General features: G+C 62.4%; 17 protein-coding genes. 12 read left to right on the forward strand and 5 right to left on the reverse strand.

What is annotated here, in order from left to right; all coding sequences use genetic code 11:
• The first annotated feature begins 144 nt into the window (after nucleotides 1-144).
• Both B5V02_RS07670 and msrA read left to right on the forward strand, forming a co-directional pair.
• Entirely contained in the window at nucleotides 145-1,689 is a 1,545-nt protein-coding gene (locus B5V02_RS07670) for a glycosyltransferase family 39 protein (RefSeq protein WP_245445768.1), read from the forward strand.
• A 133-nt stretch (nucleotides 1,690-1,822) separates the two neighbouring features.
• On the forward strand, nucleotides 1,823-2,341 hold the full coding sequence (msrA, locus tag B5V02_RS07675) for a peptide-methionine (S)-S-oxide reductase MsrA (RefSeq protein ID WP_111543517.1): 519 nt from the start codon (nucleotides 1,823-1,825) through the stop codon (nucleotides 2,339-2,341).
• Between the two features lie 186 nt (nucleotides 2,342-2,527).
• Here the strand turns inward: msrA and B5V02_RS07680 are convergent, their stop codons facing one another.
• Nucleotides 2,528-3,265 (reverse strand): SDR family oxidoreductase, encoded by a 738-nt coding sequence (locus B5V02_RS07680; protein ID WP_111543518.1) that lies wholly within the window; start codon nucleotides 3,263-3,265, stop codon nucleotides 2,528-2,530.
• Between the two features lie 145 nt (nucleotides 3,266-3,410).
• On the opposite strand from B5V02_RS07680, the gene B5V02_RS07685 reads away from it, so the two are divergent.
• Nucleotides 3,411-4,328: a LysR family transcriptional regulator gene (locus B5V02_RS07685; protein WP_111543519.1), complete on the forward strand. Its 918-nt coding sequence runs from the start codon at nucleotides 3,411-3,413 to the stop codon at nucleotides 4,326-4,328.
• A gap of 102 nt (nucleotides 4,329-4,430) precedes the next feature.
• On the opposite strand, the gene B5V02_RS40485 is transcribed toward B5V02_RS07685, so the two are convergent.
• Entirely contained in the window at nucleotides 4,431-4,871 is a 441-nt protein-coding gene (locus tag B5V02_RS40485; protein ID WP_167458396.1) for a hypothetical protein, read from the reverse strand.
• 39 nt (nucleotides 4,872-4,910) lie between these two features.
• Between B5V02_RS40485 and B5V02_RS07695 the strand changes: the two genes are divergently transcribed.
• The 4 genes from B5V02_RS07695 (at nucleotide 4,911) to B5V02_RS07705 (ending at nucleotide 6,947) form a co-directional block, all read left to right on the forward strand.
• Nucleotides 4,911-5,591 carry a methyltransferase family protein gene (locus tag B5V02_RS07695; RefSeq protein WP_167458397.1) on the forward strand — a complete coding sequence of 227 codons (681 nt, stop codon included), beginning with the start codon at nucleotides 4,911-4,913 and terminating at the stop codon, nucleotides 5,589-5,591.
• A 241-nt stretch (nucleotides 5,592-5,832) separates the two neighbouring features.
• Nucleotides 5,833-5,997: a DUF3309 family protein gene (locus B5V02_RS07700; protein ID WP_111543521.1), complete on the forward strand. Its 165-nt coding sequence runs from the start codon at nucleotides 5,833-5,835 to the stop codon at nucleotides 5,995-5,997.
• Between the two features lie 271 nt (nucleotides 5,998-6,268).
• Nucleotides 6,269-6,442, forward strand: coding sequence for a hypothetical protein (locus B5V02_RS40490; protein WP_167458398.1), 174 nt, complete (start codon nucleotides 6,269-6,271; stop codon nucleotides 6,440-6,442).
• Nucleotides 6,443-6,461: 19 nt separating this feature from the next.
• Complete coding sequence (locus tag B5V02_RS07705) at nucleotides 6,462-6,947, forward strand: pyridoxamine 5'-phosphate oxidase family protein (protein WP_111543522.1); 486 nt, start codon at nucleotides 6,462-6,464, stop codon at nucleotides 6,945-6,947.
• 6 nt (nucleotides 6,948-6,953) lie between these two features.
• Here B5V02_RS07705 and B5V02_RS07710 read toward each other — a convergent pair whose 3' ends face one another.
• The 3 genes from B5V02_RS07710 to B5V02_RS07720 all read right to left on the reverse strand — a co-directional run bounded on the left by B5V02_RS07710 (nucleotide 6,954) and on the right by B5V02_RS07720 (nucleotide 8,921).
• The gene (locus B5V02_RS07710; RefSeq protein WP_111543523.1) at nucleotides 6,954-8,024 is read right to left on the reverse strand and encodes a sensor histidine kinase; all 1,071 of its coding nucleotides are present in this window, start codon (nucleotides 8,022-8,024) and stop codon (nucleotides 6,954-6,956) included.
• Nucleotides 8,025-8,214: 190 nt separating this feature from the next.
• Nucleotides 8,215-8,502: a hypothetical protein gene (locus tag B5V02_RS07715; protein ID WP_111543524.1), complete on the reverse strand. Its 288-nt coding sequence runs from the start codon at nucleotides 8,500-8,502 to the stop codon at nucleotides 8,215-8,217.
• A gap of 161 nt (nucleotides 8,503-8,663) precedes the next feature.
• Nucleotides 8,664-8,921, reverse strand: a complete 258-nt coding sequence (locus tag B5V02_RS07720) for a hypothetical protein (RefSeq protein ID WP_111543525.1) — start codon at nucleotides 8,919-8,921, stop codon at nucleotides 8,664-8,666.
• Nucleotides 8,922-8,995: 74 nt separating this feature from the next.
• Between B5V02_RS07720 and B5V02_RS07725 the strand changes: the two genes are divergently transcribed.
• The 5 genes from B5V02_RS07725 (at nucleotide 8,996) to B5V02_RS07745 (ending at nucleotide 13,354) form a co-directional block, all read left to right on the forward strand.
• Complete coding sequence (locus tag B5V02_RS07725) at nucleotides 8,996-9,265, forward strand: DUF982 domain-containing protein (protein WP_111543819.1); 270 nt, start codon at nucleotides 8,996-8,998, stop codon at nucleotides 9,263-9,265.
• A gap of 228 nt (nucleotides 9,266-9,493) precedes the next feature.
• Nucleotides 9,494-10,219, forward strand: a complete 726-nt coding sequence (locus B5V02_RS07730) for a GntR family transcriptional regulator (RefSeq protein WP_111543526.1) — start codon at nucleotides 9,494-9,496, stop codon at nucleotides 10,217-10,219.
• Between the two features lie 3 nt (nucleotides 10,220-10,222).
• Nucleotides 10,223-11,263 carry an ADP-ribosylglycohydrolase family protein gene (locus B5V02_RS07735; protein WP_111543527.1) on the forward strand — a complete coding sequence of 347 codons (1,041 nt, stop codon included), beginning with the start codon at nucleotides 10,223-10,225 and terminating at the stop codon, nucleotides 11,261-11,263.
• Nucleotides 11,260-12,234, forward strand: a complete 975-nt coding sequence (locus tag B5V02_RS07740; protein ID WP_111543528.1) for a PfkB family carbohydrate kinase — start codon at nucleotides 11,260-11,262, stop codon at nucleotides 12,232-12,234. The genes B5V02_RS07735 and B5V02_RS07740 overlap by 4 nt, the downstream gene beginning before the upstream one ends.
• 58 nt (nucleotides 12,235-12,292) lie before the next feature.
• The gene (locus tag B5V02_RS07745) at nucleotides 12,293-13,354 is read left to right on the forward strand and encodes an ABC transporter substrate-binding protein (RefSeq protein ID WP_111543529.1); all 1,062 of its coding nucleotides are present in this window, start codon (nucleotides 12,293-12,295) and stop codon (nucleotides 13,352-13,354) included.
• The last annotated feature ends 13 nt before the right edge of the window (nucleotides 13,355-13,367 follow it).

A 13,367-nucleotide genomic window follows, 5' to 3' on the forward strand; every position in this document is an offset into this window, starting at 1 on the left:
GGAGAGAGGAGCGCCGACACTCCTGCTCGATCTTGGTGCTGCAATGGCACACAGCTATACTTTTTCGTAAGCTTCGATGTTTGGGGCTGTTCGTCAAACCGGACTATGTGATTTAAGCGCCGCATGGCGGGGATAGATGGATCCATGGATCACTGGGTGCCGGCGGGATTGCCTGCCGCCGGCGTCGATTCCCCATCGGGTTTGTCCAGTCTGATCCGTCGTCCCTGGTATTTGCTGGCGATTTTGTGCCTGACGCAGATATTCTGCTGGACGGTGGCGCCGGCGCTTGTCAACGTCTCACCGCCCAACGATGTCGTAGAAGGCTTCATGTGGGGACGCGAATGGGTGCTGTTGACCTACAAGCATCCACAACTTCCCGCATGGCTGCTCGAGACCAGCCATCTTCTGACCGGATCGTTCCGCTGGCCGCAATATTTCGTGGCCCAGCTGACGATCTCGGCGACTTTCGTCCTGGTCTATCTGCTGGCCCGCGACATGCTCGGGCGAACCCGCGCGCTGGCCGCCGTGCTTTTGATGCCGTCGCTCTATTTCTTCGGCTGGCCGACCCCGCAGTTCAATCATGACTACGCGCAGATGCCCTTCTGGGCCGCTATCTGCTGGCTGCTGTGGCGTGCGGGCCGTGGCGGTGGGCCGGTCTGGTGGCTGGCGCTCGGAATGGTGTCTGGCGTCGGGCTCTACGCCAAGTTTTCCACCGGCCTGCTGTTGCTGTTTGGCGCCATCTGGCTGCTGTCCGACACGCGGGCACGCAGCCGGCTCGCCACGCCTTGGCCATGGCTTGGGCTTGCGGTTTTCGTCGCTGTCGCTGCGCCGCTGGCCATCGAGCTCTACCGCGTCGATTTCCTGCCGCTGACCTATGCCGCCTGGCGCGATCAGTGGGTGCAGGCCCATCGCTCCCGCTTTTATTATATCGGCGTCCAGATGGCCGGGCTCTGCGGCTTTCTTCTGGTGCTGGCGATATCAGGGCTGCTGCGGCGCTCGCCCCCGCCGCAAGAGCCCGTCGGGCGCGGTACGCTGGTCTATCTCTTGTGGATGGGGCTTGGCCCGGCGATCCTCGTCATGGTGGCGTCCCTGTTCGCCGGCGCAGGCGAGGCCTGGGGCGCGCCGATGTACAATCTCGCTGGCGTTGTGGCGCTCGCCTTGCTGGGCCACCGCCTTGGCACCGTCGAGATGCGAAAGCTGGCGATCGGCGCGCTCATCTGCATTATTGGCATCTCCGGTGCCTATGCGGGCATCCGCTGGACGAAATGCAATCTGCGCGGGCGCATGGACGCCGTCTGTTGGCCGGCGCAGAAGATCTCGGATGAGGCCGAGGCCGTCTGGCACGCGGCGACGCCCGATCGGCTCGACATCGTCGGCGGCCATGCCCTTATTGCGCCGCTGGCGGGCCTCAATGCCTATGACAAGCCGTCGATCTTCACCGACCTGAACATGCAGTACGCCCCCTGGATCACCAAGGAGCGGCTGCGTGACCACGGCATACTCCTGGTCTGGCCTGGACGCGACGTGCCACCTTATCTGCAGGCGTGGCTGGGCAACATCCCGGTCAAAACCGTTCTTTTCGACTGGTCGCTCAAGGCGCCGCCGGTGGCGGTCAGCTTTGCCGCCGTTCCGCCTAGTGCGCCGCAGTTGCCGAGTGTGATCGACAGCCTCGCCCAACCTGGCAACTGAAGCAGGTCGGCCGGTCCGCTGGACGAAGCAAGAGACAATGCCCATTTATGGGGAGATCCAACTTGCTTTTGCTCAATTCCAGACGGAGAGTCGCTACGCACTTTTCCCGGAATTGCTTTTGAGGAGACGTGATATGGCGACTTCGACCGAACGCGCAGTGTTTGCCGGCGGCTGTTTCTGGGGCATGCAGGATTTGATACGGCGCTATCCCGGTGTCATCTCCACCCGTGTCGGCTACAGCGGTGGCGACGTGCCCAACGCCACCTATCGCAACCATGGCACCCATGCCGAGGCCATCGAGATCAATTTCGATCCGGCCATCATCAGCTATCGCACGCTGCTGGAGCGCTTTTTCCAGATCCATGATCCGACGACCCGCAACCGCCAGGGCAACGATGTCGGAATGAGCTATCGCTCGGCAATCTATTACACCAGCGACGAACAGAAGCGCGTGGCCGAAGACACCATCGCCGATGTCGATGCCTCTGGCCTGTGGCCGGGCAAGGTCGTCACCGAAGTCGCGCCGGCCGGTCCCTTCTGGGAAGCCGAGCCTGAACATCAGGACTACCTGGAGAAATACCCCAACGGCTACACCTGCCACTTCGTCAGGCCGGGCTGGAAGCTGCCGGTTCGCGAGAAGGCGGTTTCCTAAGGTTCACAGTTCCCGGTTCCGCCGGACATGCCGCTCGACGACCTCGTCGAGCGGCATCGTGCGTATGAGTGTGGTGCCGGTCCGGCAGTTATAAGGTTTTCGCAATTTTCTTATAACTCGCTTGAGATTCGGAGCAAAAGCGCCACGGAGCAATCGATCGCGGCGGGGAACGGGCTGCGGGAGTTTTCAGGACTGCTGCGTTGGATAGAGGGTCAGGATGTTGACGTTGACCCTTGGTGGCTGCGAGACCGCATAGAGCATGGCGGCGGCGATGTCCTCGCTCTCCAGCTGCTCCATGTTGCCCAACCTTTGCTCGACCGCCAGTCGCACCTCGTCGCGCATGTTGGCCGTGAACTCTGTCCTGACCGCGCCCGGCTCGATCACCGTGACGCGGATACCGTCCTTGCCGATTTCGCGGCGCAGCGATTCCGCCATGGCGCTGGCCGCATGCTTGGTGCCGGAATAGACCACCGATGGGTGGATGTAGCGGCCGGTACCAGACGACACGATGATGATGTGGCCTGATCCCTGCCGTTTCATTGCCGGCAGCGCCGCATTGATCGTGTAGAGCAGACCCAGGATGTTGATATCGACCATCTCCCGGTATTCGCCGGTGGTGGTGTTCCGGAAGGGGGCGGCGACGCCGACACCGGCAACATTGAACAGCATGTCCAGCCGGCCATAGCTTTCCAGCACGCGCCGGACCATGGCTGTGGCCTGCGCCTCGTCGGCAATGTCGGCCTCGATCACGAGCGCCTCACCGCGGGCGTCGCGGATGCGTGTGGCCAGATCATCGAGGCGCTGCCGGCGCCGCGCCGCGATGGCGACGACCGCGCCTTGCTCCGCCAGAGCCAGCGCGGTCGCCGCGCCAATTCCCGAGGAGGCGCCGGTCACCAACGCGATTTTTCCGTTGAGTTTCTGCATGTTCGTTGCTCCTGCTCAGAGGGAGATTCAGATGTGCTCGATGCAGATGATCGGCGCCGTTCGAGACATGTCCTCAAGCTAGGCAGCAGACGCCTTGCGGAAAATACGATAGACTGCCATCATACTCATTGGAGAATATGGCATAATGCGTGGTAGCGACTATGCGGAGCTGAAGGCCTTTGCCGCTGTCGTCGCGCATGGCAGCTTCGCCCGTGCCGCTGAAGATCTCAGGATTTCGGCGTCGACGCTTAGCCAGACGATCCGTCAGCTCGAAACGCGGCTTGGCCTGCGCCTGCTCAACCGCACCACCCGCAGCCTCTCTTTGACCGAAGCCGGCGCGCGCCTGCATGCGCGCTTCGCGCCGGCGTTGGCCGAGATGGAGGCGGCGGTCAGCGATGCGGCCGCCTTGCGCGACACGCCGGCCGGCATCTTGCGCGTCCATATGCCCAGCGTTGCCGCCACCACCTATCTGGAGCCGGTGCTCGGCCGTTTTTATGAGGCATGGCCGGACATCGTGCTGGACGTGACGATCGACGATGCCGCCGTCGACATTGTCGAGGCCGGCTATGATGTCAGCGCCAGGCTTGGCGAATTTCTCGAAGCCGACATGGTTGCCGTGGCACTTGGTGGCACCCAGCGCCAACTCGCCGTGGCTTCGCCGGACTACATCGCCCGTTGCGGATCGCCGTCAGCACCGGCCGATCTGCTCCAGCACCGCTGCATCAATTGGCGCCGGCCGGGCAGTGCTGGGCTCTACACATGGGAATTCGCCAGGGATGGTCGATGGTTCTCGGTCGCGGTCAATGGTCCGCTGGTCGTCTCCAGTCGTGACATGGCGATTGCCGCCGCCGTGCAGGGCGTCGGCATCGCCTTTTGGGCGGAAGACCTCGTGCGCCCGCTGATCGATGCCGGCAAGCTGGTGTCGCTGCTGGATGATTGGTGCGCGGTCTTTCCCGGCTGGTTCCTCTGCTATCAGAAGCAGCGTCATACATCACCGGCGGTACGGGCTTTCGTCGATTTCCTGCGCCATGCGCATACCGGCAGCCAGACGCCGCGGCAGTGAAGGTTCCCGATAAATTCCGCTTCGGCAGCATTGATTGCTTCGGCTCAGGGCCTGAGCCTGGCGCAATGCCTTGGCGCAGCGCACCAAAAAACGGCTTTCGCTTCAGCTCGAATGGCGCTTTAACCCGCGCATCCACAGGGGTGCTCCGTACCGTCGGGTCTGAGACGGGGGCGGCAAGCGGCGCTGATCGAGGCCTCGCTGAGGGCACTGATCGATGGTCATTACCTGCGCAGCCAAAGCGGCGCCATCGGCACCATGGATCCGGCCCGGATGGACGCGATCGGCGACTATCTCTTCGCGTCCGGCATTCTGCGCGATGCCAATAACGATGCTGTCAAGCAACGCCTGGATTTCGCGGGGGTATTTCAGCAATGCGTATCTGGGGTAGGGAGCCTCGCCAACCAAAGGAGCGAGCGATTGCCGACCCTCGCATAATCTCAGGATTGCATCCAGGCTGCGCAGCAATCCTTGATGGTCACTCTCGGCCCGGTTTAATGCCAATCCGGCATTGTTGATTAACCGTCCGGCAATGGTTGCATGCAAAGGTCGCCCCGAGGGATAATCGGGTGCTTGGCCTTGTTCATGTCAAAAAGTGAAACCCTTTCGCACGTCAACGACGATGGGATTTTGTCCGTAGCCCGAAAGCCGGAAATCCTAGTCGACTTGCGGGAAGGCTTCTTTCGGACCTGCGCGCTGGTTTTCGCGGGGCTGTTTGTCTATCGCGGCATATCTCACCTCATGCTCGACCCGACCCGTCTCAACGTGGCGCTGGTGGCGACTTCCGAGATCCTTACCTTTACCTGGCTGCTTCTGTCGCGGCGGCCTCAGGTTCGCGACTGGAACCCGCTCACGGTGATCGTCTCCGTGATCGCCAGCTTCGGTGTCGGCTTCATCACCTTTGAGCCCGGCGTTGCCATCATCACGGTCTATGTCGCCGCGCCGCTGCAAGCCCTGGCGTTGGGTTTCGTGATCTGGGGAAAGATATCGCTGGGGCGTTCGTTCGCCATTCTGCCGGGCAATCGCGGCGTGATGACCGGCGGTGCCTACCGCCTGGTGCGACACCCGATCTATTCCGGCTATCTGGTCGGCCATCTCCTGTTCCTGCTGTCCGCCTTTTCCTTCTACAATCTCGCCGTCTACGCCGTCATCACGTTCTTCCAGATGCATCGCATCCTGCGCGAAGAGGCGCTCCTTGCCGCCACGCCGGAATATCGGGACTATATGAAGCGCGTCCACTACAGGCTGTACTACGGGATCGTCTGACAACAGGGCCTGTGGACGGAGGCAGCTACGACCCGACCTCGCGCCGCTGAAGCTGGAAAACGCTAAGGGCCCGCTGCCGCAAGGTGGTGGGCCTTTTCACTTTGCCGGCGAATCTTCTTCATGCATGCACCCCATGACAATCTCGCGGAACGGTAAGGCTGCTCGAACGTTTACGTCATCGAAACATCGCGTGCGACGATGTTCAAACCGGCGCGTCAGCGTCTACAGGAGCGGGAAAGCCATGGGCCTCGGAACCATACTCATCATTATTCTTGTCATAGCGTTGCTTGGAGGCTTCAGCGGCTTCGGCGGCGGGCCGTTCTATGGCACCGGCTATTATGGCGGCGGCGGCCTCGGGCTCGTGCTGCTCGTCATCATCGTGCTTGTCGTGCTCGGACGCATCTAGCCGCGTTGCTCGCCGGAACGATCTCAATCCCGTGACCGCGTCGATACCGGCGCGCACCGGAATGTGATGTTCGCAAGCCGGCTTGTGATCCGGCTTGTTTGGAAACTTTTGTAAGGTGATTGCGGTCCACACCCCCCGTGGAAACAAGAGGAAAGGGTCCCACTCCTTGTCCTCCTCCAAGGCCCGCTCCGGTTCGCCGTGGCGGGCTTTTGCTTGGCGGTCGAGGGAACCGGCTTGCCGTCGAGACAGTTGAGTTGCGGAAGGCTGCCAAATGCCTGTGACGCTCCGGACAACACTCTGCGAAATTCGCGATGATCTTCACATCCTGCGACGGATGGTGGCGGCTCGCGGCCATATCGAGACCATCCAGGGAATCGATTCGCTGATTGGGTTGGCGGAAGCAGAGGCCATAAAGGTCATCCGCCGCATCGATCGCGCTGCCTGAACAGAAAGAAGGATTTGCGATGAACGTCAAGGAGATGACGCGGCAGGACTGCGTTGCCCTGCTGAAGACGCAACGCATTGGCCGCCTGGCCTGTGTGCGTGACCTCAAACCCTATGTGGTGCCGATCCATTTTGCCTTCGGCGACAACGCCATTTTCAGTTTCTCGCTTCCCGGCAGGAAGGTCGAGTGGATGCAGGCCAACCCCCACGTCTGCCTTCAGGTCGATGATGTAGGTGGCCCGCATGGCTGGAGGAGTGTCGTCGTGGATGGCCTCTTCGAGGAATTGCCCAAAGGGCCCGACCTGGATGACAGCGCTGCCGGCGTCGAAAGAATGACTGCTCCGATCGACAGTGACCGCAAATTTGCCTGGTCGCTTCTTGCAAAGCATGCGAACTGGTGGGAACCGGGATCCCTGAAGCCAGGCGCTACGCCAACGGTTTCGGGCAGCCATCTCTTCTATCAGATCAGGATCGAGGCGATATCGGGAAGGCAGGCATTGTGGTAGCGGTTTTTACGCCGCTCGCGGCACCCGTGAGGTGAACGTCGCCCGGGTCACCGACACGCTGGTGCCGTCGGTGTCACTTATAGCTTCCACCTTGGCCTCCAGCTGTTTGACCAGCGCCTCGACGATGGCTGTTCCAAGGCCGGTAGCCGGTACGTCGTTGGCGATCTTGCCGACGCCATTGTCCGAAACCGTCAGTTTCCAGTCGCTGCCCGCGGTCTCGTAGCTCACCTGGATGCGGGCGTCGGTCTTCTCCTTGGGGAAGGCATATTTGATGGCGTTGAGGACGAGTTCGGTGACGATCAGACCGAGGCTGACGGCTCGCTGCGAGTCCATTCTGCCGCCTTCGGCCGTCACGGTGACCGTGATCGGCTGAGCTTCGCCGACCATCGACGAGGCGAGGCTGCTGCACAATTTCGGAAGGTAAGAGCCAACATCGATCTCGTCGATACCGGCCGAGGTGTGGAGGTGGCGCTGCACTTCGGCCACGGACAGAACGCGCTGGTGGGCGTCCTTGAGATGCTGGCGCGTCTCTTCCGATGTGACCGAGCGTGCCTTCAGCAACAGGATGCTGGCGATGATCTGCAGGCTGTTGGCGACCCGATGCTCCATCTCGCGCAGCAGGACGTCCTTCTGCCGAAGCAGATCCTCGGTGCGGCTGAGCAGTTCTTCCTTTTCCCGCTCGATGACACGACGGGCGGTTATGTCGTTGAAGGCGAGAAGGATGGTGATGGCCGAACTGTGGTCGTAAAGCACCTTGCGGGCGTTGAGCAGCATGGTGCGGCGGCCGATGCGCGGGAAATCATGCTCGACCTCGAAGCCGTCCATGGCGGTCTTCTCGGGAATGATTGTCTCCAGCAGCAGGCGAAGTGCGGGAATATCCCACTGACCGTCGCCGAGCGCATAGAGCAGCGAGCCCTGGGTCTGCGCGGGGTCGACTTCGAATGTCTTGTAGAAGGAGCGGCTGGCCGCCAGCACGCGAAACTGCTCGTCGAGCACGAGAAACGGCTCGGTGATCGTGTTGACGATCGCCTGCGCCAGCGTCTGTGCGTCCTCGATATTCGCAATGGGTTGAAACATGGGCACAAAGCCAAATGAGCGGCGTTCTGCCACTCCAAATAGGGACATTATACATTTGCCCGACCGTTGTCGCGAAGTGAATCCGCAGGCACGGTGATGTGATGCCTCACATCGCCGCTGAAAAAAGGCGGGCATTTGGCCCGCCTTCATCCAGCTGTTCGATTTGGGTATGCGCCCAAATCGTGGTGCGTCAGTTCGCGCCGCCGAGCTGCTTGGTCATCTTGCAGAAATTGTCATGCGACTTGGCAATGGCCTCGTCGCCACATTCCTTCGTCATGCCTGCGCGGTCTTCTTCCTTCATGGCCATCCAGGCGGTCTTGAATTCCGCCTCGGACTTCATGGTCTTCATGCCGGCATCGGTGAAGAACGGCGACATCTTTGCCGGATCGTCAAGCGCGGACGTGTGGGTAGCCGCAAGCGCTGAGCCAGTCATCATTGCAAGCGCCATCGCGCCCATGGTGAGCATCTTGAAGTTCATCTGGATATTCCTCTCTGTGGAGGTCATTAAAATAAACGACCTGCAGACAAACGGAATCGAGAGAAAACAGTTCCTTGAAATGAACATATATTAAAACGACGTTTTATTTTACCGGCCCTGTGTGGAACGCCGCCGAGTCAACTGGAGCTGTGGCGGTCGACCTACTCCATGTCCGGCACGTCGCCGCTGACGAACAGCGTCGTCGGTGGGCCGTAGTCGCCCAGCATGGGGTCGGCATCACGGCTCCAGGCGATGACGCCGACATGCTTTGCCGCCAGAGCCCTGGCGGTGCGGATGGCGCGGTCCTCGCTCTGCTGGTCGGCAGGGCCGAAGGCCGGAAACAATTCGCCGTCTCCGCCGCGGTCGAACGCGACCACGACAATCAGTTTGGGACTTTTCTGGCCACTGGAATCGGACATCTTGCACCTTCCTCAGAGAATCTATCACATTGCAGGGAATTAGGTCGGCACGTTCGACCTCGGGAGGTGACGTGGTGCAAGACCAGCGTTTCGACGAGCCGGTCAGGATTGCGCTCGGCCGGTCGCGAAACTCGATCTTCAACGTGGAGCGGGTTGCCCAGGCCGCCGATATTCTGATGAACCGCTGGCCGGTGGCGACAGGGCAAAGGCACATGGCAGCCCGCAAGGTCTGCCTGGCCGTGCTTGAGGGAAAGAAAGAAGCTTCGGCGGCACGAGCGGCGTTCATCAGCGCCGCAATCGAGGCGGACATCCTCGTTGAACCCCGTGAAGTGTCGATGCCGTAGCCTGCCCAGAAAAGTTGAAACAAGATCTGGCTCTATCCTATTGATTGATTGAGGTCTTTTCGACGATTGGGGTCAGATTTTCGGATCCGTATTGCCTGCCGATCGACGCTTTGCAGGCATTTCCGCACCGTTCGCTGCCCATTTGGCGTGTCTTCGGCATCCCGTTGACACGGTATCCGCACCCATATATTGAACAGGATTATACAGGTTCACTAGACAGGTACGCATATGAAGCGGCGCGCTGTTCAACTGTCTCCCGGCACGGGCAAGCCCGAGCAGATCGCCACTGTCCTGGAGCACGAAATCCGGTCCGGCGTGCTCGGCTTCGGCGACCGCCTGCAGAGCGAGAACGAGCTGGTCCAGCGCTTCTCCGTCAGCCGCAACACGGTTCGCAAGGGCCTCGAAGAACTGTCCAGCCGCGGGCTGATCACCACCAAGGTCGGCATCGGCTCGTTCGTCACCTTCGACGGCAAGCCGGTCGACGACGCGATCGGATGGTCGCGGGCGCTCGCCAATGCGGGCGCCAATGCCGAGACGCGGACGCTGCGGCTGGAGGTGATCGAGGACGCCGACCTGGCTACCTGGCTTGGCATCGAGAGCCCGTTTTTCATCGCCGTCGACCGGGTGCGCACAAACGCCAGCGACGGCCATGCGATTTCCATCGAGCGCAGCCGGCTGCCGCTGTCGCCGGAGCTGGAGGACGTGCCGCTGCGCGGCCTGCGCGAGGGTTCGCTGCACCAGACGCTGCGTGGCGCTGGTCTCATTCCGGACCATGGCGAGGAATGGGTCGAGATCGAGATGCTCAATGCCGACGATGCCGCCATCCTCGGTTGCCCGCAAGGCACGCCGTTCCTGCGCGGCCGCCGGTTGACCCGTGCCGCCGACGATCGGCCGATCGAATATGTCACCAGCCTGCTCAACCCGGCGCATTTCGCGCTGCATATGAGGTTCTGAGCGATGTCGGATGCAGCCAGCAAGGCGATCGACCGCGCCATGGGCGCACTTGTCGGCGGGGCGCTTGGCGATGCGCTGGGCATGCCGACGCAACTCCTGTCGCCGGCCCGCATCGCCGAACTCTATGGCCATGTCGACGATTTCGTCGCCCCGGTGGCCGACCACCCAGTGTCGAAAGGGCTTCTGGCCGGCACCATCACCGACGACACCGAACAGGCGCTGCTGCTTGGCCGCATCCTTGTGGAGTCCGGTGACCGTTTCGACCATGCGCGCTGGGTCAACGCGCTGCTCGACTGGGAGCGCGAGGTCAAGGCGCGCGGCAGCTACGATCTGCTGGGGCCGTCGACCAAACGCGCCATCGACGCCATCAACAATGGCGTGCCGGCGGAAAAGGCCGGGCGCGGCGGCGACACCAATGGTGCGGCGATGCGTATTGCCCCTGTCGGCATCATGATGCCGGTGGCGCCGCTCGACGCGCTGGTCGCCAAGGTGGCGGAGACCTGCCGGGCGACGCACAACACTTCGATCGCTATCGCTTCGGCCGCCGCCGTTGCTGCCGCCGTCAGCCGCGGCGTCGCCGGCGGCGGCTGGCGCGCCGCGTCCGACAGCGCCGTTGCGGCGGCGAGGCGCGGGGCCACGCTCGGCCATTGGGTGACCGGCGGCGATATCGCCGCGCGCATTGTCTGGGCGCAGGACATCGTGCGCGGCAAGGCGGCGAAGGACGCGATCCGGCTGATCACCGATCTGGTCGGCACCGGCGTCGCCAGCCAGGAATCGGTTCCGGCCGCCTTCGCGGTACTTGAGGTCGCCGGCGGCGATCCATGGCAAGCGGCCGTCATCAGCGCCAATCTCGGCGGCGACACCGACACGATCGGTGCCATCGCGGCCGGCATGGCCGGCGCCTGCACCGGCTTTTCCCGATTGCCGCAGCAGCACATCGCCAGGCTTGTCGGCATCGACATGTCGGAGGTTCGCTCGCTTGCCGCCGATCTCGTGGCGGCAAGGGTGGCGAAAAAAAGTTCCGGCAAGGACGCTGCGGCATGAGCAGGCGCCTCGTCCATATCGGCAGTGCCGTGGTCGACTATGTCTACCGCATCGATGCCTTGCCGGCGCCCGGCACGGAGAAGACCGCATCGAGCTTCGCCCAGGTCGCCGGCGGCGGCTTCAACATGATGGTCGCGGCGAGCCGTACCGGCATGAAGGTGGTGTTCGGCGGCCAGCTAGGCAGTGGACCCAACGGCGACTTCCTGCGTGCCGCTTTCGCCAACGAGGGCATCGAGACGCTGACGCCGCCATCGCTCCTGATGGACAGCGGCAATTGCGTCGCCATGATCAGCGGTGACGCCGAACGCACCTTCGTGTCGTGGCCTGGTGCGGAGAGCGTGCTCAGCCTCGACATGATGGCGCCCGTCTCGGCCGCGCCGGGAGACTGGGTGTTTACCTCCGGCTATACGCTGAGCTATCCGGCAAGCCGCGACGCGCTCACCGACTGGATCGAGGCACTGCCGGCAGACATTCCCTTTGTCTTCGATCCGACGCCGGTGATATCGGACATTCCGCGCCCCATCCTGTCGCGGGTGCTGGCCCGCACCACATGGCTGAGCTGCAACACGACGGAAGCGGCCGAGATCGCCGGTTCGGGCAACGTTGAAACGGTTGCCGCGCGGTTGCTGGAAGTCCATTGCCCGAAGGCAGCGGGCGTGGTCATTCGCGCCGGCGCCAAGGGCTGTTACGTACGGCTGGCCGATGGCTCGGTGCAGACCGTTGCCGGCTTCAAAGTCACCGCCATCGACACCAACGGCGCCGGCGACACCCATATCGGCGCCTTCGTCAGCGCGTTGTCGCGCGGCATCCCGCCGTTCGAGGCGGCGCGTTACGCCAATGCGGCGGCGGCGATTTCGGTCACCCGCCATGGCGGCTCGTCAGCGCCGACCGATCACGAGATCCAGACATTCCTGAGCCATGTCGCTGACCCGTCGGGCGCACAGGGCCGGACACAGAAGGCCAATGCATAACTGCCAGAAAGCCTGACAAGCCCGGGAAAGCGGGCAAACCCACAGAGAGGAACCAACCATGCGCATGCCTGATTTGACTGCTCTGCTGACGGCGACCGCCGTCTTCACCTCCGCACTCGCCTTCGCCGCCAAGGCCGACGACGTGCATGTGCTCAACTGGAAGGGCTACGGCACCGACGAGCCGTGGGCCGTCGCGGCTTTCGAAAAGGCGACCGGCAACAAGGTCATCAACGACTTCTTCAATTCCGAACAGGAAATGCTGACCAAGATCCGGACCAATCCCGGCCTCTACGACGTCGTCATGATCAACGCCGCCTTCAACGACCAGGCGATGGACGGAAAGCTGATCCAGCCGATCGATACTTCCAAGTTGCCGAATTACGCCGACATCAGCAAGGACAAGGCGGGCTCGCCAATGCTCGTCCATGACGGCAAGGTCTATGGCGTGCCGTGGGTGTGGGGCCTGACGGCGCTCGCCATCAACGACAAATCCTTCGACAAGCCGCCAACGAGCATCGCCGAGATGTGGGATGCCGCCCACAAGGGCCGCGTCGTCATTCGTGACGATGCCGTCGAGGCGATTCAGTTCGGCGCCATCGCCACCGGCCAGAACATCAACGACATCAAGGATATGGACGCCGTCAAGGCGAAGCTCACCTCGCTGATGCCGCAGATCAAGACGTTCTGGAGCTCGGAGAACGACTGGAACCAGATGGTCGCCTCCAACCAGATCGACATCGGCACCTATTGGAGCGGCTCGGCCGATCGCGCCAAGACGCATTTCAAGCTGCCGGTCTCGCTGGTTGTGCCGCAGGAAGGCGCCGTCGCCTGGCTTGATGCCTTTTCCATCCCGGTCGGCGCCAAGAATGTCGCCGGCGCCGAGGCCTTCATCAACTACATGATCGACCCGAAATTCTACGTCGAGTGGGTCACCAAGGTCGGTGCTCCGGTGTCCGCCAACACCAAGGCGGTGGAAGCGTTGCCCGAGGATGCCTTCAACCGCAAGGTTATGGGCGATCCAGAGGTCGCCAAGCGCATCCAGTTCCAGGCGCCGATCACCGATGCGCAGCGCGAGGCCTATCTGGCGCTGTGGCAGCAGCTCAAGGTCGACGTGAAATAAGGCCGACATCGGG

It is taken from the genome of Mesorhizobium kowhaii (assembly GCF_003253745.1).
GTDB lineage: Bacteria > Pseudomonadota > Alphaproteobacteria > Rhizobiales > Rhizobiaceae > Mesorhizobium > Mesorhizobium kowhaii.

Coding starts and splice junctions, on each gene's coding strand:
- B5V02_RS07715 (WP_111543524.1), bottom strand. CDS start 8,502: ATGAACTTCAAGATGCTCACCATGGGCGCGATGGCGCTTGCAATGATG.
- B5V02_RS07735 (WP_111543527.1), top strand. CDS start 10,223: ATGTCGGATGCAGCCAGCAAGGCGATCGACCGCGCCATGGGCGCACTT.
- B5V02_RS40490 (WP_167458398.1), top strand. CDS start 6,269: ATGCCTGTGACGCTCCGGACAACACTCTGCGAAATTCGCGATGATCTT.
- B5V02_RS07700 (WP_111543521.1), top strand. CDS start 5,833: ATGGGCCTCGGAACCATACTCATCATTATTCTTGTCATAGCGTTGCTT.
- B5V02_RS07670 (WP_245445768.1), top strand. CDS start 145: ATGGATCACTGGGTGCCGGCGGGATTGCCTGCCGCCGGCGTCGATTCC.
- B5V02_RS07745 (WP_111543529.1), top strand. CDS start 12,293: ATGCGCATGCCTGATTTGACTGCTCTGCTGACGGCGACCGCCGTCTTC.
- B5V02_RS07710 (WP_111543523.1), bottom strand. CDS start 8,024: ATGTTTCAACCCATTGCGAATATCGAGGACGCACAGACGCTGGCGCAG.
- B5V02_RS07680 (WP_111543518.1), bottom strand. CDS start 3,265: ATGCAGAAACTCAACGGAAAAATCGCGTTGGTGACCGGCGCCTCCTCG.
- B5V02_RS07730 (WP_111543526.1), top strand. CDS start 9,494: ATGAAGCGGCGCGCTGTTCAACTGTCTCCCGGCACGGGCAAGCCCGAG.
- B5V02_RS07705 (WP_111543522.1), top strand. CDS start 6,462: ATGAACGTCAAGGAGATGACGCGGCAGGACTGCGTTGCCCTGCTGAAG.
- B5V02_RS07720 (WP_111543525.1), bottom strand. CDS start 8,921: ATGTCCGATTCCAGTGGCCAGAAAAGTCCCAAACTGATTGTCGTGGTC.
- B5V02_RS07685 (WP_111543519.1), top strand. CDS start 3,411: ATGCGTGGTAGCGACTATGCGGAGCTGAAGGCCTTTGCCGCTGTCGTC.
- B5V02_RS07740 (WP_111543528.1), top strand. CDS start 11,260: ATGAGCAGGCGCCTCGTCCATATCGGCAGTGCCGTGGTCGACTATGTC.
- msrA (WP_111543517.1), top strand. CDS start 1,823: ATGGCGACTTCGACCGAACGCGCAGTGTTTGCCGGCGGCTGTTTCTGG.
- B5V02_RS07695 (WP_167458397.1), top strand. CDS start 4,911: ATGTCAAAAAGTGAAACCCTTTCGCACGTCAACGACGATGGGATTTTG.